We start from the raw sequence: 18,470 nt of genomic DNA, 5'->3' as shown, positions 1-18,470 counted from the left end.
AATAAAATAGACAGTGTTCTTAAAACCAAAGTTTTAAGAACACTGTCTATTATTTTGACATAGAAAGTAATATTTTCTCCATCTCTTTCTTAGTTAGATCATCATCAATTATCTCTTCGTATATCTTTGTATCTCTTGTAAAAATATCATTCACTATGACAATTTGATAATCACTATTCTTACCTTGTGCTGGTACAAACATTTTAAGGCCTCTTAACTTCCCCTCTCCATGAGAAGATTTATTATATACCATTTCTTTCCCATCTAAACTATAACTTTCTAGATTCTCTACTCCAGGCATCATATAGTGTAGCGGATCCTTATTACCACCTGCATAAATCCTTGATTGGTAAATTGTAAAACCATATTTTCCATTTGCATATTCTGATTTAACAACTAATTCTACATCTCTTCCAAAATATGAGTCAGCCCATTCCCTCTTTAATTCATAACCTTCAGGTATATAAGTCGGCTGCTTAATTTGATACGGTACATGTTCTTTCGCTTCTTCTATAGTATATGTTAAAGACTTCTCCACCCTTTCCGAAAGTGGAACTACTTTCTTCTCAATACTAGCTAATCTTTCTTGATCAGCTTTATTCAAACGTTCACGTTTAAATTCCTTTGTATCTCTATCATAATTCTCAGGTACTTTTTTATTAACCATTGCTTTTTTATGAATTTCTTTAGCTTCTTTAAATAATTGAACATACTGCTCAAATTCTTCTTTTGTAAAATTCTTTTCTGCCAAATACAAAAAATCTGTATCCCTTTTATATGACTTTATTGACATACCCCATTCTCTACTTGCATTCTCTGGTGTACCATATACTGTTTCTATCGCTTTTTCAAAAGCTGCTTTAGATTGCTTTTTTTCTACAACCTTTTCTTCCTGTCTTTCATCTCCCTCAGTTATCTTTGCATTTAATAAAAATCCGCCTGCTATAGCAACTATGACAATAACTCCAAGTAAAGAAAGACGATACGATTTCTTTTGGAATTTTTTAATCATAACGATTCTCCTTTTTAGTGTTCGTTTATTTCTACTTAAATTTGCTAGGCTTGGCACTTGATAGGAATAGTGTTCTAAAAGGGTAATAATTGTATGACCGTATGCAATTTGTTCCTCTTTATCTATAAAAGTAAGTGCATATGCATCACAGGCTAATTCTTGATCTTCTCGCATACAAAAATAGGCGTACCAAAGAATTGGATTGAACCAATTTAATAGGATTAAACTGTACATAATCCAATTTACAGCTACGTCGTTTCTCTTAATATGAGCTAACTCATGGTAAAAGACATATTGTAATTGTTGCTCATTTAATACTTTCATATGTTTTTTTGATAGTAATACTTTTGGGCGGAAGAAACTAAACACAGTTGGACTTGCAATTTTTCCTGCTAAACGTAAGGAAACTGCCTTCTTCACTTTCATAGACTGCTTACAGCGATCAAACACTGTAATGACCTGTTCATCCGTAATATCCGGTTGTTTCTTTATGTACGAATATAACCGTCTATTTGTAAGAAACGTGATAGCTGCTAATATGATTACCCCAGCTAGCCACACATACAAAGCAAGTTTGTATAAAGAAAATGTAGTCTGTTTTTCCGAACTGACTTCTACTTCCGGTTCGCTAGTTTTTGTCACCATTTTAGGATTTGATTCCAATTCCACTTTACGGTCGCTTTCTATGTTCACTATATTCTCAGTAGCCGGCATATTTTTTGGAATAACTTCCGATACACTAGAACTATAGGAAAGTAATGAGTAAATGCTATAAGAGCTATCTGGCGACCATGGTAAAAGGAGTCTTATCATTAATACGATCCACAACATATATTGCCACCGGGGTGTTAATTTATTTCTAAATAGAACTTTTATGCATAAAATAAATCCAACTAATATGCTAGCCATAAGTGAAGTTTCTATAAGCCAATCAAAAAAATGAGGAAGGTATACATTTATAAGCGTGTTTATCATTTTTATCGATCCTTCCTCTTATTCTCCTCTGTCTTCTCATCTAAAATGCGTTTTAATTCATTAATATCTTCTGAAGATAATCTCTCCTCTTTTAAGAAATTAACAAGTAATGGTTTAAACGCTGCACCGCAAAAACGCTTTAGTAAAGATTTCGTTTCCACTTGCAAATAATTATCTTGTGATACTAACGGATAATAAGCATACATTCGCCCTTTATCTTGATGGTAAGAAACGGCTTCCTTTTGTACTAATCGATTAATTAATGTGCGGATTGTTTTCGGTTTCCAGTCCATTGCATCTTCCAGTTCTTCTATAATTTCATTCGCTGTTTGTGGAGAACTCGACCAAAGTACTTTCATAATTTCTAATTCCGCTTCAGATATTTTAGGTAATTGATTTGTCATCGTATGTTTCACTCCTAAGTATTACATTTGTAATCTATACTTAAGATTACAAATGTAATACTTAATTGTCAACCATATTTTAGAAAAATTAATTTCAGCTAAACCTTACTTCACAACAACAAAATTCCTCTTTTTCAAATAATCAAATAAAAAAACAAGAAAATCTTTACAATTAATAGTAATATAGAAAATAGACAAGTTTATCAAAACAGTGGAGGCTTTTTCAGTCATGATGCGTGCACTTCGTTTAAATATAAAGCAAGCTTTTTGTAGTCGTATTTCTTTCATTATGATGCTTAGTGGATTCGTTCTTATTTGCATTTATCACTATTATTATGTAATTCGTTATTTAGGAAACGCAGCAAATGGTCCTATATCAACAGATTTAAAATGGATTGGATTTCGCGACAATGAAATGGATGTTTATTTATTATTAATGCCAGTTATTGCGAGTTTCCCCTTTAGTACAAGTTACAATTCGGATAAGTCCGATGGTTTTAAACCGTTTGTGAGTAAGGGGATTTCTATATTTCCTTATTCAGTAGCGAAATATATCGTTACGTTTTTTTGCGGAGGATTTCTTTATACACTTCCATTCATCTTATCGTTATTATTTTGCAAATTAACCATTCCAGACGGAACACCTACGGTTGGTTCAGGCATCATAAATGCTGATGGAATGTTTGCAAACCTATATTTTGATGCGCCTCTCACTTACATTGCTGTATATATCGGAATTAATTTTTTATTTGCAGGTTTAATGGCCCTTTTAGGACTTGCTGCATCTGTATGGTCACAAAAAGACTATATGGCAATTCTCTTTCCATTTGCAGCCGCCTCCATTCCTTACGTCCTGCTAAATACAATACTTCCTTCAATAGGCGGAGCACCTTTTCATTTATATGATCCGAAACAGCCATTGCAAGGCATGTCACCATATATTTTAATGACGCAATGTGCTTTCTTCCTTTTCGTTAGCTTACTTATGTATATACAAGGAGTAAAGCGGGATAGAAAAAAATATAAAAGAAGACTGCAAAGAAGAGAGCGGTGTAGAAAAGCGTTTCAAACAATTTCAGACTAAATGATAATAAGAGCGTAATTCCCTAAGTTAACATAGAGAATTACGCTCTTATTATCATTACTCATATAATCATCCTCCCCTTTACGGTGTACCTGCCAATCCCCATAAGATAACGAACACCACAAAATAAATTGCTTTAATACCTACCACTGAACATAATAAAATAATTGCATATTTACTTAATTCTCTTCTTGCACCTATTAAAGTAAAAATAACCGCCAAACTAAATGTTATATAAGAAGCTGTTATATTAATTAAGTTATACGTAATATCTAGATTGCTTGTAAGTCCTGTTACATCAGCTACAAACTGAAGCATGACGATCGTACTAAAAAAAATTGCAAGCTGATTCATTAACTTTCCATTTATTTGTAACTGCATTGTTGTCCTCCTTTTAAAAAACTAAATATTCAATCAATTTTATCATTAGATTACAAAAAAAGGAATCATCTCTTTATACTATTCTATAACGATGCAAAAAAAGAACGCTTAGTCACCTAAGCGTTCTTTTCTTTAAGAAGCTTTCTTCAAATCAATTTGAGCAAGTACTGGGTCATGGTCGCTTACACGTCCGTGCTCTTTCATTATGTTTGAGTTTAAGTGTACTGGATCTACAATTGTGTGCGGTGCGATGTTATTTGTTACTAAAATATGATCTAGCACTTGTGCGTTTCCTTCGTGAATGTACGTGTAACGATTCTCTTTCGGCACTGTGTTTAACATATCTTTTAAGATTGTTCCCTCTAGTGCTTTTAGTGGTTTAGAGAATTCGAAATCGTTCATATCACCTAACACAACAACTGGTGCATTCGTATTCTTTTTCTGAATTCCTTGCACGAAATGATTTACTTCTTGTGCTAACTGAATTCGTTTGTCTTCACTTTTTAATACGAGCGGCTGCACTTTTCCAAATGGCGTTGCATCTCCTAGTTTTGAGTTTAAGTGATTTGCAACGACAACAATGTTTTGTCCTTGGAACGTAAATTCTGCCGCTAACGGTTTACGTGTACTTTCAAATAATGGATTTTCGTCCCCAATACGAACAACATTTTTATCAAGTAACTTCGGTACCGTCGCTAATTTCACGCGTGATGGATTATAGAAGAAGCCGACGCGAATATTCGCTCCTGGTGCTCCTCCATCTTGATTATTGTTTGGAGCGATTTCTACATACTCATACTTCGGTCCACGAATTTCTAGAACTGCATCAATGATACGTTTTGCGCTTAATGACGCATCTGTTGTACCGTCATTAATTGATCCGTTATTATCTTGCATTTCCTCTACACCGATAATATCTGGCATTTTTAAGTTGTATTTAATAGAATACGCTAACGCTTTTACCTTTTCATCTGTTGTTTCTTTTTTATTCGCTGAGAAGTTTTCAATGTTATATGTAGCAACCGTTAACTTATCAAGACGTGGCTGAATATTTGCCCCTACTTGCTTAAATCCACCATCCACTACAGCTGGCAATTCTGTTATTGGCGAAATACGGAAAGAACCGTAATCATATCCTACTACCCCTGTTATATCTCCAGTGAAAGTATCTCCTACTTTTGCTACATAATCGCGAGGTACTTTTACAGAAAGACGCTCTGGGTTTAATTGATTTTCATCTAATAGAGGTGTGCCATATTGTGTTACTATTTTATCTCCACCATTTTTTACTGTTACATATAAATTTCCGTTTTTCTGAGGTGTAATAATTTTTGGTGTTGGCATCGTAACACGCATACCTTCTATACTTTCATAGAAGTCGATTGCATCTTCATTTGGATCAAATAAACCAAATGCATCATTATCAATAATCTGGTCCGGGATTTTCACACCGTTTTCTCCAAGTACAATCGGTGCTGGTAAAGTTTGATTTTTTGCGATTACAGCAACGCGACTCGCCTTAATTTCTGTCGTCGTTAAGTCTGTTTCAAATCGCTCTGCATATCCTGGTCCAACATATTCTTCTACTACTCCATCAACTTGAATAAGATCTCCTACTGCTACATTCGCATCTTTTTTATATACGTAAATACCTTCTGAAGTAGCTGGATCATTATCCGGCTGATTATCTTCTATATAAAAGCCGTTTTTATCAAGCGCTGTGACAACGCCTTCCACATTGTTTACTTTCTTCCCGTTGTAAGGAGAAATATGTGATTTTCCTTGAATGTCATGAATACGAACCTGTTCATTATTTACGATAATAAATGAAAATGTCGAAATTGCTGAAGAAGTAAGCCCTTCTTTTTCCGCGATTGCTTTCACTACACTATTTTCATTCATTACAATTCGTCCATTATAACGAACACTTTTATTAGTAGGATTAGAGCCATCTAACGTATAGTAGATTGTTGCGCCTTCTGTATTCGTCGTTAATGTTACCGCTGTTCCTTTAGCAACTTCTCCGCCGTTCGGCGAAGCTACTACATCGCTAACACGGTTTTGTCCTTCACCTTGAAACTTATAAGCTGTTACTGATTTTAGACCTGGGTTACTAAAATATAATTCAAGAGTCCCAGTCAAACTAACTTTCTTCCCGATATTTTCAGGGTGATCTTTTACATTCACTGCCGTTCTCACATCACCTTTTGACAACTGAACGGGCATGATTTTGTCTGGATTCGTTTCGTTTGGCGAATCTGCAATTGCTACGTTTGTATCATCAAACTTAGCTGGATCCTTCGTATATTTAGAAGAACTTTGCGTATATCCAACAATATATCCTTCCACAATCCCCTTCGTTTTCCCTTGCTGCTTAAATACTTGAATTGCTTTTTCTACTGACATAGAAGCATTTTCTTCTGCTTGCGCTAAAGTTCCAGTAAATGAAAGCAATAGCAAAAATGATAAAAAGACGCTTAACAATTTCTTCACAGCCATTTTCCTCTCCCTATTTCATATTTTCTCAGCATTTCTATCATAACAAATGATTCGTTATATAGAACTATATTTCGACAAATTTTACAAAAAATTAATCTCAGCTATAAGTTTAAACCAAAAAATTACTTACGTTAAAAACAGGTGGAATATGGACAGTACAAAACACCTATTTTCCAATAAAAAACTCCCACTTCATTAATGAAGTAGGAGTTTTTTATACATTTAAAGCTTCTCGTTCACATTCTACTATTTTTTCAATATGTGCCAGCACACGTTTCGCTGCCAACTCACCTTGATTAATACAATCTGGAAGTCCAGCACCAGCATAAGAACTACCTGCCAAGTATATACCAGGCAACTCTTTCTCCATAAATGTTGTGAGCTTTTTCATTCGCTCGTTATGGCCTACTGTATATTGAGGCATCGCTTCTTTCCAGCGACTTACGATTGTAAACTCTGGATCCTCTGTAATATCCATCGTCTTTCGTAAATCTTCTAGTACGAGCTGAACGAGTTCTTCTTCAGTTTGTTCTACAACCGCTTCATCACCAGCACGCCCGACATAGCAACGAAGGAGTGTCTTTCCTTCTGGCGTTGTATGTGGCCATTTTTTATGCGTCCACGTACATGCTGTAATCGTGTAATTATTATTTCGTGATACGACAAATCCTGTACCATTAATATCGCGCTGGATTGCGGACTTTGGGAAAGCAAGTGCGACATTGGCAACGGATGTGGCTGGAATGTTACGGAAGAAACGAAACTGCTTGTACTGAGCAAACATGGACGGCAATACTTTATGCGAAGTTGCCACTACGATGGCGTCCGCTTCTATTTCTTTTCCGTTACTAAGAGTAATCGTATAACCATCACCCTGTTTTGCAACTTTTTCAATGCGAGTTCCCTTTATTATCGTACCTTCATGCATCTTTGCTTCGAGAGATTCTACGATAGATTCTAAACCTGTTTTCACTGTTTGGAAGATTCCTTTTTTCGGTTCAGCTTTCTCTTCTTTCGGAGCGAGCGTACGCATACCGAGTGAAATACTGCGATGTTTCTGCTCAAGCTGGTACATTTGCGGGAATGTTGACATTAAGCTCATTTCATCAATATCCCCTGCATAAATACCCGATAGTAACGGTTCTATTAAGTTTTCAACCACTTCGTTTCCGAGGCGATGTCTGAAAAATTGTCCGAGTGATTGGTCAGATACTGGCTTTGACCTCGGCATTAATAAATCAAAACCAGCTCTTAATTTACCAATTGGGGAGAACAGCCCGGAAAATAGAAACGGCGTAATTTGCGTTGGAATTCCCATCATTGATCCACTCGGCATTTTATGTAACCGATTGTTTACGAGGATAAATGATTGACCGGCTTGATTATTTACAAGTTCATCGCCAAGACCTAATTCTCGCGCTAATCTAGCTGCACTTTCTTTTCGTGCTAAGAAAGAATCCGGTCCGCGTTCAATTGTAAATCCATCTTTTCGAACGGTTTGAATTTTTCCGCCAAGTTTACCCGATGCTTCTATAAGTAATGTATCAATCGGCAAGTTTTTTTCATGAATATTTTTTTGTAAGTTATACATTGCTGTTAATCCAGTGATGCCTCCGCCGACGATCACAACTTTTTTCCTCAAGCAGGCTCCCCCTTTCTTCTTACAGTACAGATTCTTTTTTCTTTAATACAACATCTGTTAAGCAATCAATAAATGCGTCCGATGCATTTGGCATTTCTGGACGATAATATTTCGCGCCAATTTCATCTGTTACAACTTTACACTCAAAGTCATTGTCATATAAAACTTCTAAATGTTCCGCAACAAATCCAACTGGTGCATATACGAATGAAGTATAACCGTGCTTTTCATTTAGTTCTCTCGTTAAATCTTGTACATCTGGACCAATCCAAGGATCTGGTGTGTTTCCTGCACTTTGCCAGCCTACCGCATAGTTTGCTACTTCAGCGCCACGCGCGATGTAATCAGCTGTTTCATTTAATTGATCTGGATATGGATCGCCCATTGCAATAATTTTCTCTGGTAGGCTGTGTGCAGATACGATTAGTACTGCTTTTTCACGCTCTGCGTCTGACATGCCGTTATATATACCTTTCACTGCATCAACCCAGTACTGGATGAATTTCGGCTCTTTATACCAGCTATCAATGCCGTGAATTGTTAAGTTTCCAAGTTTCTCAGCTTCTTCTTGTGCTCGTCCAACGTATGATTTCACGCTAAACGTAGAATAGTGAGGTGCAAGAACAAGTGCGATTGCATCTTGTATTCCGTCGTTATGCATATCTTTCACCGCATCTTCAATAAACGGTTCGATATGTTTTAAGCCAAGATACATATGGTACTCTACTTCATCTTGCACTTCATTTAAACGCTTCTCTAACTTCTTAGCTTGCTCTAATGTAATAGTAGCTAAAGGAGAAATACCACCAATTGCACGGTAACGCTCTGTTAAATCTTCCAGCATTTCAGGACTTGGCTTTCTTCCTCTACGAATATGTGTATAGTAACGTTCAATATCTTCTTCTTTATATGGCGTTCCGTATGCCATTACAAGCAAACCAATTTTCTTTTTCATACAGCAATTCTCCTTTACTTCGCTAACTGCCCTTTAGAGTATTCATGAATAAATGTAGTTAAACGTTTTAATGTATCTGGATTTACTTCTGGGAATACACCGTGACCTAAGTTAAAGATATAACCCGGCTGTTTCATCCCTTGATCTAAAATACCTTTTACATGTTCTTCAATAACAGACCATGGCGCAAGTAAGAATGAAGGGTCCATATTACCTTGGACCGCCTTATGAACGCCACGTGCACGTGCTTCCTCAATCGGTAAGCGCCAGTCTAAGCCGACTACATCAAGCGGTAAGTCGTGCCACTCATTCACTAAGTGTGCAGCTCCTACGCCGTGCATAATCATCGGTACACCCATCTTACGAACTTCTGCAAAAATACGCTCCATTGCTGGTTTAATAAATACGCGATAATCTGCTACATTTACTGTTCCAACCCAAGAATCGAAAATTTGAACTGCTTTTGCTCCTGCATTAATTTGCGCCTTTAAATATGTAATAACCATATCTGCTAGTTTATCCATTAAAGCGAACCAAGCTTTTGGCTCTGCATACATGAACGCTTTCGTATTATGGTAGTTACGAGATGGACCGCCTTCAATCATATAGCTCGCTAATGTAAATGGAGCTCCTGAAAAACCGATTAACGGTACGTCTAACATTTCTGTCGTTAATAAACGAATTGTATCTAGTATGTACGGTACGTCATCTTCTGGATTGATTTCCCCTAGTTTTTCTACGTCTTGTAAAGAACGGATTGGATTATCAATAACTGGGCCAATACCTGATTTAATTTCTACATCCACACCAATTGCAGGTAGTGGTGACATAATATCTTTATAAAGAATTGCTGCGTCTACGTTATATTGATCAACCGGCAATTTTGTAACGTAAGCACATAACTCTGGATTGTGTGTAATTTCAAATAAAGAATACTTTTCTTTAATCTTTCTATATTCCGGCTGTGAACGACCTGCTTGACGCATATACCATGCTGGTACATACTCGGTACGTTCCCCCCTACATGCTTTTAAAAATGTCTCATTTATAGTTCTTACCAAGACCCTTGCTCCCTTCCTTACCAATGCTTCGAATACGTTCGATATTTATCTTTTTTTACTATACAGCTTGTAAAAACAAAATGCATAATATTATGTACGTTGTTCATTAAATTGACACAAACATTCGTAAAAACGCTTACTATTTTCACAACATTCTTATTATAACACAGAGAAAAACTATGGTTTAGCTACTTTTGACTTTTCTCCTTCGCGATTCGTTTGTGTATTATATGGCACAACGTAAAAGCTCGGTTTTGAAAATATGTTAACGAACTTTTCCTCATATTCTCCAGCACCGTTTACAGTGCTAACATGCGTATGAATTCCGTTCTCCACTCTATAGATTCGGTACATAATTCTGTTATCTGGAAGTGGCGTCCAGCTTAATTTTGTTTTAAATAAACCGAAAGGACTAAATGATAGTTTCATTTTTACATCTTCAATTCTTCGTAGCCGAATTGGAGAACCGATTGTTTCCACACCTTCAGGTTTCATAAACTTCTCTTTATGCTCTACATTAGCCTTCGTTAAAATTTTCTTAAATAATTTTGTCGCAGATGCACTTTCTCCTTGCAACTGATGCTCCTTATCCGTACGGTCATAACCAATCCAAACAGCGCCTACTAAGTTCGGTGTATAGCCGACGAACCACATATCTCTTGCTCCCTTATCGTCATTTGGCAATGAAGTTGTACCTGTTTTCCCAGCTAACGCACCGTTATATACACCAACTCTCGCTGTTCCTTCCTTCACAACTCCTTCTAACATTTTCGTCATATACCATGCTGTCTGCTTCGAGAAGATTTTCGTCTCTACTTTTGGCGATTCCCCAATGATTGCACCGTGTCTATTTAATACTTTATCAATAACGTGCGGCTCAATAATATTTCCATTTGCTAAAAATGAACGATACATTTTTACAAGATCAAATGTTGAAACGCCATTTTTTAATCCCCCAAGCGCTGTACTTAAACCAGCATCTGCAATATGGACATTTCCTTTTTCTAAATATTGCTTTCCTTCTTCTACCCCTAACTCATTTAATAGAGAAACTGCCGGTACGTTTGCCGACTCTAAAATCGCATCATACATCGTCATTTCTTTTGAATACTCATGATTATAATTTCGAGGTTCATACCCTTCAAAAGAATTTCTTTCATTTGTTAATAAAGAATACGGATTATACTTTCTCGTTTCTAGTGCTGGTGCATAAACGATAAGTGGTTTTAAAACAGATCCAGGCTGCCTTTTGGCAAAAACACGATTAAATCCTCTCGGGACGTACTTTCTTCCCCCAATCGCCGCTTTAATCCCTCCCGTACGATTATCCATTAATAAAAATGCACCTTGCGCCCCCTCTTCTTTCCCAGGGAAATTCCTTGCATCTTGAAACTGGTTATACGCTACCTTTTGAATTTTTTCATCCATTGGTACGACAAACGTATATCCCCCTCGGAGTACCTCTTGATGAGATAACCCGTATAAACGCGCTGCTTCATCTATGACCATATCAATATACGGCATATATGCAAGCTCATTCTCATCTAAGTTTTTATATAGAGCAATTGTCTTCCCTTGATAACGAACGCTTTCTTCTGCAGTCAAATAGCCTTGTTTATGCATAAGTGACAACACGAGATCGCGGCGTTCCTTACTCTTCTCTGCAGAGTAGTACGGTGAATATCCGTTTGGTGACTTCGGAAGGCCTGCAAGCATTGCCCCTTCCTCTACTGTTAAATCCTCAACATTTTTATTAAAATACAACTTTGCTGCCGCTTGAATACCGTAAGCCCCATGACCAAAATAAATATGATTCATATACATTTCAAGAATTTGTTGCTTCGTATATTTTTGCTCTAATTGAAGAGAAATTGCGACTTCCTTCAATTTGCGCGTAAATGTTTTTTCACGAGTTAAAAAGACATTTTTAGCGAGTTGCTGCGTAATGGTACTACCGCCCTCTACCTTTTCTCCAGCTAACGTATCTTTATAAAGAGCACGGAATATAGACGGATAATCAATTCCTTGATGCTCATAAAAACGAGAATCTTCCACCGCAACAAACGCTTGCTGCACATACTTCGGAATTTGCTCGACTGGTACGAGTTCCCTGTTTTCTACGTATAATTTCGTAATTTCTTTTCCTTTCTGGTCAACAATACGTGATGAAGAGTGGAAAACGAGCTGCTTTTCATCCATCATATAGCCACCAGCTAACACGATAAGTTTATAGAGTACAATTGCTACTACAAACGTTGCGACGCCGCCTAATAAAGTCCACTTTACTTTCTTCATACATCGTCCTTCTTTCCAAATGATGGTACATTTATTATTTGAAAAAGAAGTATCTTTATGTATATAATCTTCGAAGTTTTTTAAGAGAGTTGATATAATAGAAACAAACTATTAAGGGGGCATTAAAATGAAGGCTATTATTTCATACGAAACACCTCTAGAACAATCACATTTCACTGCAAAAAATGATGAGAAAAATATGTTTTATAAAGAAAATACAGAAGAATCTGTAGAAGACTCACTTCAGTATGACGTACTAGATGCTGTCGGTGAATTTAAAGGACAACCTGGCTATATCGTCTGTAACAACATTTCTGTCACAGACGAAGGTCGCCCAATATTTGAAAACCGCTTTAAAAACCGCGCAGGTCTTATTGAAAACGAACCAGGATTCCAAGCGATCCGTGTTCTACGCCCATTAAGTAACGATACATATGTCATCTTAACAATGTGGGAAACAGAGCAAAACTTTAAAGACTGGACAGAATCACGTTCATTCGAAAACGCTCATAAAAAACGCCCTGCACAAGCAGAAGGACAAGCACAGGCGCATCCACATGCTGAACAGCAAAAGAGTATTTTCTCTCGTCCTTCGTTCGTGACTACTTTTGATGTGTTAGTTTAATTAAAAAGTAATACAACACTATCAGTACGTGAAATTATATTAACGATTTTTCGAATATATCTATCACATCTTTGAATATATCAACGATTTTTCGAATATATCTATCACATCTTTGAATATATCAACGATTTTTCAAATATATCTATCACATCTTGAAATATATCAACGATTTTTCGAATATATCTATCACATCTTGAAATATATCAACGATTCGACTAAAGATATCCATTTAATAACAAAAAGGAAACACCACTACACATCGGTGTTTCCTTTTTCTTTGTACCAATTATATATACGAAGTGAATCTTTTTTTCTCATATGCTTTACTTCATAACCGCGCCCGGCTACCGCTACAAGAGTTGTACATAATTCATCTTTTCTTTGAAAATACGATTGATCATAACCTACTACTTGAACATGTCTTCTTCGCATTATTCCTGTATATTTCGAAAAATTACGATATACAACCGTTAGTTGATTTTCTCTTAATTCATAACCGCCACTTTTATATCTAGCATACGCAAGTAACGAAAACACGATAAATAACGGTAAAATAACAAACAACGCAATATATTGTTTAAAATATATACTCACGCTGGCAATTAGAACTGTGAGTATGATACTTATTGACCAGCCCATAATGAAATAACGATGCAACGCTGTTTTTGGTAAGTGAACGATCTCCGCTTCGATTTCATAAGGTAACTCTAAATATGTGAGCAGGTGCTGTACATCTTTTTTCTTCATAAATGGATGCAACATTACTTCGTTACTTGCTGCTCCAATACTTTGAATTGCTTCCACTTCAACAGCACAATAACCAAACGGCTGGCGAAGCATACCTTCTTTTACAGTAATCGCTTGAATGCGGTGCAATTTTAAGACAAACTCTTTCTTTTCAAATAATCCTTGAACGATACGAATCTCTTCCCCTTTTCGCTCAATTTTAAAGTTTGCATATTTCAACACATATCCAGCCGTGGAAATAATCCATGAAATTACCATTAAAATTAATGCAATTACAATTAGTTTATAAACACCGTTTCCCATCACATACGCTTCTACTTTACTTGTGAATCCTTCAGGAAGAACAAAATCAAACTTTGTGTAAAGAAGTACTAGTCCAGAGAACACTAGTCCGAACCGACCAGATGTAATCGCTGCGGCTAAAACCTCTTTCGTTGTTAACTGATAAACCGTCTTGCTTTCTTCCTCTTCTATTTCTTCTTTTACAGTAGTTTCTTTCTTATGTAATAAAGAGATTAAATGTTTTGCCTCGTCTTCTTTAATACCAGCCAACATCACTTCTGGCTCACTACCGCCGCCTGCTACTTCTATATTTAGCTTCATAAGTCCGAGCATTTGATAAATGGCGTTAGAAGATGTACTAATATTTTGTACACGCTCTTTATTTAAATAGCTTTCCTTCTTTACAAAAACACCGTGCTTTATATGTAAAATATTATTCTCAATCCAGTACACTTTAAAATACCATTTAATTGCTGAAAAAATAGCCATGATGAATAAAACAACCAGAAGGAAAAGATAAAATAAATACCAAGGTTCCACTTGTTCATCAGGTTTAAATAAAACAAGAATAATAAGTGGCAACAAACTCGCAACCCTAATACCTAACAATATCGTAATCGGATGTTGCCTCTTATACATCCTCATCACTCACTTTCGCAAGTTCTCCAATTTGTCTTTTCAGCTGTTCTGCTTCTTCTTTCGTTAAACCTGGGATACTATGAGAAGTTGCGGCTGTTGAAATGTGTAATTCTGCTAAATTATACTTTCTCATAATCGGCCCTTGCTCAATCGTTACGTGCTGCACACGGATTATCGGAATAAGTACGCGTTTTACAACGAACATTCCCTTTTGAATCTCAATCTCTTCTTCATTTAATCTGTAACTATAATAGCGCTGACGTAAATTTGGAAATACAAAATAATCAAGTGGAATAAATATAATGGCTCCTGTTACTAATAGTCCAAACAACCAGCCCCACCAGTTAAAGTTAATCATAAAAAAGAAATACGCAATTACGACTGTTAGTATAACTGCCGCCCCAATTAAAGCGTGAATCCTCCACACTTTCAGCATATTAGAATGAATCTCCCTTTCTAACGGCTGCATCTCATCACTCCAATTCTATGAATTTATTACTTATATATTATCAAAAAATAAGGTTTTATATACATTTTTGTAAATTTATAGTCAAATAAATATAAGTGAATCAAAAGCATGTTAAAAAACATATATTATAAATATGAATTATATTAGACCAAATAAACCCTGCATGATTCATGCAAGGTTTATCGTTTTATACACAATATATTTCATTATTGTTGAGATATACTAGCATCGCTTTCAATTCGCTTTTCTTTTTGGCTCAGTTTTTTATCTTTAGATTTTTTTAATGTTAAAGTCATGCCAATAAAAATAAATAGAATTCCTGTTATTTGCATTAAAGTTGGACGGAATCCAGTAAGTACAGTATCTAATAATATTGCCACTGCCGGATCTAAAAAAACTAATATTGAGATTGTTTTTGTAGACAAATGGCGTAAACTATCAAAAAACAGATAATACACTATCCCTGTGTGAATAAAACCAGTAGCTATAATATATGTCCAATTACTTTGAGTGAGGCCACTAAAAGCATCTAAATCTATAAATGGTATTAAAAGAAATATCCCCAAGAATGTTTGTAAAAATGTCATTGCATACGCACTCATTTTGTTAATCCCTTTACCAAATAAAGTTGTAAATGCATAAAAGAGAGCTGCAAGAAATCCCCATATCATACCTGAAGACATTAATGAACCGAAAGAGAAGCTTCCATCGATACCAGCAATTAATAAAGCTCCCACAAAACACACAACTATTGAAATGATAGATATTAATGTTAATTTTTCTTTAAAGACGATACTTCCAATTAACAATACAATTACTGGTGCAAGATGATAAACTGAGATAGCAATTGTAACTGACATATTTTCAAAGGCTTTAAATAAGAAAACCCAATTAAATACTAAGAAAAACCCACATATTAAAACTTGAATAACTTCTTTTCGTTCCCATTTATCTTGTTTATATTGCCCTGTAAGCAACCAGCATACACTTAAAAATATTGTCGCAAAAATACACCTTACAAACACTAATTCAAACGAAGGTAAGTTTGTTTGAACAGAAAAAAACCCAACTGATCCAAAGATAACCATTGATGCTATCATCTTTAAGGCCGGTACCGTTTTCTCTTGCTTAAAACTTTTTTGAAGCAAATTAATCCCCCTCCAATAAAAAAATCTGTTTATAGTGAGAAAAACACCAGCCTAAAAAAGGACAGGTGCTTTTCCTCAAAAACACTCAACTACAAGTTTTTCCCAGCAGTCCAACCACCATCAATTACAAAATTAGAACCAGTAATAAAGCGTGCCTGATCAGAAATCAAGTACTCAATACATGAAACAATATCCTGCGGCAACCCCCAAGTATCTAAAGATTGATTACTTTTTATCATAGACATCAATGCTTTATTACTAAAGTATTCTTCTGTAAGTTCAGTTCTAATAACACCAGGAGAAATGCTATTTACTCTTATATTTTGCTTCCCAAATTCCATAGCCATCTGTTTAGTCAATCCGATTAAGGCATGCTTTGATGCCACATAAGCAGCTCGCTCTGGTTCAGCCATTAATCCAGAAACCGATGCTATATTCACAATACAACCTTTTATTTTCGATTCACACCATCGCTTAGCTACTTCCCTAGAAAGGATAAATGGGGCTACTAAATTTACATCAATTACTTTTTTAAACATATCATCGGATAAATGTAAAACAGGTGTTATCTCTCGAATACCAGCTGCATTTATTAATATATCAGGAGAAAGCTTTTCTAAATCTAATTGAGTAAAAAGATTATGAATCGCTTCGCTATTACTTAAATCAATTTGCACTACTTTCAAAGGCATATCTGTTTTCATATAATCTATTAAGTTATTATTATTAATATCAAGAGCTATTACATGAAATGATTTTTCTAAAAAGTATTTTATACAAGCATGACCTATACCGCTATTGGCTCCAGAAATCATAATTATTTTATTCTCTCTCATTTTGTCTCCTTATAAGAAAATGTTACTAATAAAATATCACGAAAAGCCTCCGTACTACATTCTGTTCCAAGTGGCGTTACGGCATGGAAGACCTTTTGTCCAAATACTAAAGTTTCTAAAGGCTCCTTCAAACTTATAAACTGATTAATTTCCCGAGGAGAATTAGCTATTAAATTATCTCCGCCGATAGCTGTATTACTTAAATTCATAAGGTGTAAAAACACTACTGGTTCATCATCTTTATGTAACCAAATAGGTGAACTAAAAGATGGTCTTTCTTTAGTAGCTTTATATCTTACTTGATGTAAGCCTATAATTAAATCTTTACTTTTATCTATTATATTTGTTTTAAATGCAAACTCAGTATCGAAACGCACGATATTTTGAATTAAAGGATTACATAAAAAGCTATCATTTATGCTATTGAACTGTCTAACTTTCCCGCCATCATCATAGTTATATTCTTTAGATTGGAAGTAATCATTACTATTATCTAAAATATAATCTGGTGAATCAACATACTTTATATACCTTGAATAAGATCTAGCACGGCATTCACCGTACGCATCATCTTCCAAATTATAATAATCTAACTGTGCTTGTGTTAATAAACTATGATTCTCTTCCTCTTGTAAAAAGATTTCATTTGAGATTTCAAGAAACCCTTTAGATTCAAATTCATGTACCTTTTCTTCTATGCTAAAGCCACTCATTTTACTAAGAACAAACGTCATTATAAAAACCTCCACACTATTGTATTTTTCTTTCTCACCCTATGTTAGAAATGCAATAAGTAACCGAGATTCTTGCTTAATAAAATTAAAAATTATGATATTCAATTAATACACCAAATGAAATATATGTAATCCATTAAAACTATTTCTTAAGCAATATTATATATCCTTTTGGACATTATTTCTAATTATCTGAAGATTTATCAACATTAGTCTTAATATTCGGAACTAAAGAAATAACTTTTTCAGGAAGATAAAACTGCGAGTATTGCAATTATTTATGTATATAACTTTTTTTAAAATTATATTTTAAATATAGCTAGTTTTTTATAATTTTTTTGATATAATTACATACGGGAAACGGGAAGAATTTTGTCTTCCCATGTGTTTTTATTTGCATCTAGTTCTTTTGCTAGATGCTTTTTTTATGCTAAAAAAGGTATCCTCAAATACTTTGAGGATACCTTTTCACTTTTATTATCTCTGCTGTTTTCTACCTAATACGAATAATCCAAAACTCATCATTACAAGAAGTGCTCCCATATATGGTTCCACAGGCATTTTCTGCCCTGTCTTCGGTAATTCTTTTTCCGGTTTTTCTGGATCTGGTGTTCCAGGTTTTTCTGGATCTGGTGTTCCAGGCTTTTCTGGATCTGGTGTTCCAGGTTTTTCTGGATCTGGT

The 18,470-nt window shown here is 35.2% G+C and carries 16 protein-coding genes; 2 read left to right on the top strand and 14 right to left on the bottom strand.

What is annotated here, in order from left to right; translation table 11 throughout:
* Positions 1 to 49: 49 nt before the first annotated feature.
* Both RT27_RS15425 and RT27_RS15420 read right to left on the bottom strand, forming a co-directional pair.
* Positions 50 to 1,987: a M56 family metallopeptidase gene (locus RT27_RS15425; RefSeq protein WP_043936582.1), complete on the bottom strand. Its 1,938-nt coding sequence runs from the start codon at positions 1,985 to 1,987 to the stop codon at positions 50 to 52.
* Between the two features lie 2 nt (positions 1,988 to 1,989).
* Positions 1,990 to 2,391, bottom strand: a complete 402-nt coding sequence (locus RT27_RS15420; RefSeq protein WP_043936581.1) for a BlaI/MecI/CopY family transcriptional regulator — start codon at positions 2,389 to 2,391, stop codon at positions 1,990 to 1,992.
* 229 nt (positions 2,392 to 2,620) lie between these two features.
* Here RT27_RS15420 and RT27_RS15415 point away from each other — a divergent pair, with 229 nt between their 5' ends.
* The gene (locus tag RT27_RS15415) at positions 2,621 to 3,475 is read left to right on the top strand and encodes a hypothetical protein (protein ID WP_029442080.1); all 855 of its coding nucleotides are present in this window, start codon (positions 2,621 to 2,623) and stop codon (positions 3,473 to 3,475) included.
* 81 nt (positions 3,476 to 3,556) lie between these two features.
* On the opposite strand, the gene RT27_RS15410 is transcribed toward RT27_RS15415, so the two are convergent.
* The 6 genes from RT27_RS15410 to RT27_RS15385 all read right to left on the bottom strand — a co-directional run bounded on the left by RT27_RS15410 (position 3,557) and on the right by RT27_RS15385 (position 12,308).
* Complete coding sequence (locus RT27_RS15410; RefSeq protein ID WP_016082574.1) at positions 3,557 to 3,856, bottom strand: hypothetical protein; 300 nt, start codon at positions 3,854 to 3,856, stop codon at positions 3,557 to 3,559.
* 132 nt (positions 3,857 to 3,988) lie between these two features.
* Entirely contained in the window at positions 3,989 to 6,355 is a 2,367-nt protein-coding gene (locus RT27_RS15405) for a DUF6359 domain-containing protein (protein WP_043936580.1), read from the bottom strand.
* 214 nt (positions 6,356 to 6,569) lie between these two features.
* The gene (gene hemY, locus RT27_RS15400) at positions 6,570 to 7,997 is read right to left on the bottom strand and encodes a protoporphyrinogen oxidase (RefSeq protein ID WP_043936579.1); all 1,428 of its coding nucleotides are present in this window, start codon (positions 7,995 to 7,997) and stop codon (positions 6,570 to 6,572) included.
* 19 nt (positions 7,998 to 8,016) lie between these two features.
* Entirely contained in the window at positions 8,017 to 8,952 is a 936-nt protein-coding gene (gene hemH, locus RT27_RS15395) for a ferrochelatase (protein ID WP_000726775.1), read from the bottom strand.
* A gap of 14 nt (positions 8,953 to 8,966) precedes the next feature.
* Positions 8,967 to 10,013: a uroporphyrinogen decarboxylase gene (hemE, locus tag RT27_RS15390; RefSeq protein WP_016082577.1), complete on the bottom strand. Its 1,047-nt coding sequence runs from the start codon at positions 10,011 to 10,013 to the stop codon at positions 8,967 to 8,969.
* Positions 10,014 to 10,190: 177 nt separating this feature from the next.
* A complete protein-coding gene (locus RT27_RS15385) occupies positions 10,191 to 12,308 on the bottom strand; it encodes a PBP1A family penicillin-binding protein (protein ID WP_043936578.1) in 2,118 nt (705 codons plus the stop codon).
* Between the two features lie 127 nt (positions 12,309 to 12,435).
* Between RT27_RS15385 and hmoB the strand changes: the two genes are divergently transcribed.
* Complete coding sequence (hmoB, locus tag RT27_RS15380) at positions 12,436 to 12,933, top strand: heme-degrading monooxygenase HmoB (protein WP_043936576.1); 498 nt, start codon at positions 12,436 to 12,438, stop codon at positions 12,931 to 12,933.
* 252 nt (positions 12,934 to 13,185) lie between these two features.
* Here the strand turns inward: hmoB and RT27_RS15375 are convergent, their stop codons facing one another.
* The 6 genes from RT27_RS15375 to RT27_RS15350 form a co-directional block, all read right to left on the bottom strand.
* Positions 13,186 to 14,601: a PH domain-containing protein gene (locus RT27_RS15375; RefSeq protein WP_043936574.1), complete on the bottom strand. Its 1,416-nt coding sequence runs from the start codon at positions 14,599 to 14,601 to the stop codon at positions 13,186 to 13,188.
* Positions 14,594 to 15,070, bottom strand: a complete 477-nt coding sequence (locus tag RT27_RS15370; protein ID WP_016082581.1) for a PH domain-containing protein — start codon at positions 15,068 to 15,070, stop codon at positions 14,594 to 14,596. The genes RT27_RS15375 and RT27_RS15370 overlap by 8 nt, the downstream gene beginning before the upstream one ends.
* 206 nt (positions 15,071 to 15,276) lie before the next feature.
* On the bottom strand, positions 15,277 to 16,218 hold the full coding sequence (locus RT27_RS15365; RefSeq protein ID WP_000939632.1) for a DMT family transporter: 942 nt from the start codon (positions 16,216 to 16,218) through the stop codon (positions 15,277 to 15,279).
* An 89-nt stretch (positions 16,219 to 16,307) separates the two neighbouring features.
* Positions 16,308 to 17,054, bottom strand: a complete 747-nt coding sequence (locus RT27_RS15360) for an SDR family oxidoreductase (RefSeq protein WP_001208940.1) — start codon at positions 17,052 to 17,054, stop codon at positions 16,308 to 16,310.
* The gene (locus RT27_RS15355) at positions 17,051 to 17,788 is read right to left on the bottom strand and encodes a 2OG-Fe dioxygenase family protein (RefSeq protein ID WP_016082583.1); all 738 of its coding nucleotides are present in this window, start codon (positions 17,786 to 17,788) and stop codon (positions 17,051 to 17,053) included. Before RT27_RS15355 ends, RT27_RS15360 begins: the two co-directional genes overlap by 4 nt.
* 477 nt (positions 17,789 to 18,265) lie before the next feature.
* On the bottom strand, positions 18,266 to 18,470 hold a 205-nt coding region (locus tag RT27_RS15350), incomplete at its 5' end, for an LPXTG cell wall anchor domain-containing protein (protein ID WP_043936573.1).

Source organism: Bacillus sp. L_1B0_5 (assembly GCF_000836715.1).
Taxonomy (GTDB): Bacteria; Bacillota; Bacilli; order Bacillales; family Bacillaceae_G; genus Bacillus_A; species Bacillus_A thuringiensis_S.
Note: the sequence above shows the minus strand (reverse complement) of the source record. Positions and strands in the feature narration are given on the sequence as shown.

What these genes read in the sequence shown, in the direction of transcription:
- RT27_RS15425 (WP_043936582.1), bottom strand. Translation starts at nt 1,987, where the DNA reads ATGATAAACACGCTTATAAATGTATACCTTCCTCATTTTTTTGATTGG.
- RT27_RS15420 (WP_043936581.1), bottom strand. Translation starts at nt 2,391, where the DNA reads ATGACAAATCAATTACCTAAAATATCTGAAGCGGAATTAGAAATTATG.
- RT27_RS15415 (WP_029442080.1), top strand. Translation starts at nt 2,621, where the DNA reads ATGATGCGTGCACTTCGTTTAAATATAAAGCAAGCTTTTTGTAGTCGT.
- RT27_RS15410 (WP_016082574.1), bottom strand. Translation starts at nt 3,856, where the DNA reads ATGCAGTTACAAATAAATGGAAAGTTAATGAATCAGCTTGCAATTTTT.
- RT27_RS15405 (WP_043936580.1), bottom strand. Translation starts at nt 6,355, where the DNA reads ATGGCTGTGAAGAAATTGTTAAGCGTCTTTTTATCATTTTTGCTATTG.
- hemH (WP_000726775.1), bottom strand. Translation starts at nt 8,952, where the DNA reads ATGAAAAAGAAAATTGGTTTGCTTGTAATGGCATACGGAACGCCATAT.
- RT27_RS15385 (WP_043936578.1), bottom strand. Translation starts at nt 12,308, where the DNA reads ATGAAGAAAGTAAAGTGGACTTTATTAGGCGGCGTCGCAACGTTTGTA.
- hmoB (WP_043936576.1), top strand. Translation starts at nt 12,436, where the DNA reads ATGAAGGCTATTATTTCATACGAAACACCTCTAGAACAATCACATTTC.
- RT27_RS15375 (WP_043936574.1), bottom strand. Translation starts at nt 14,601, where the DNA reads ATGTATAAGAGGCAACATCCGATTACGATATTGTTAGGTATTAGGGTT.
- RT27_RS15370 (WP_016082581.1), bottom strand. Translation starts at nt 15,070, where the DNA reads ATGCAGCCGTTAGAAAGGGAGATTCATTCTAATATGCTGAAAGTGTGG.
- RT27_RS15360 (WP_001208940.1), bottom strand. Translation starts at nt 17,054, where the DNA reads ATGAGAGAGAATAAAATAATTATGATTTCTGGAGCCAATAGCGGTATA.
- RT27_RS15355 (WP_016082583.1), bottom strand. Translation starts at nt 17,788, where the DNA reads ATGACGTTTGTTCTTAGTAAAATGAGTGGCTTTAGCATAGAAGAAAAG.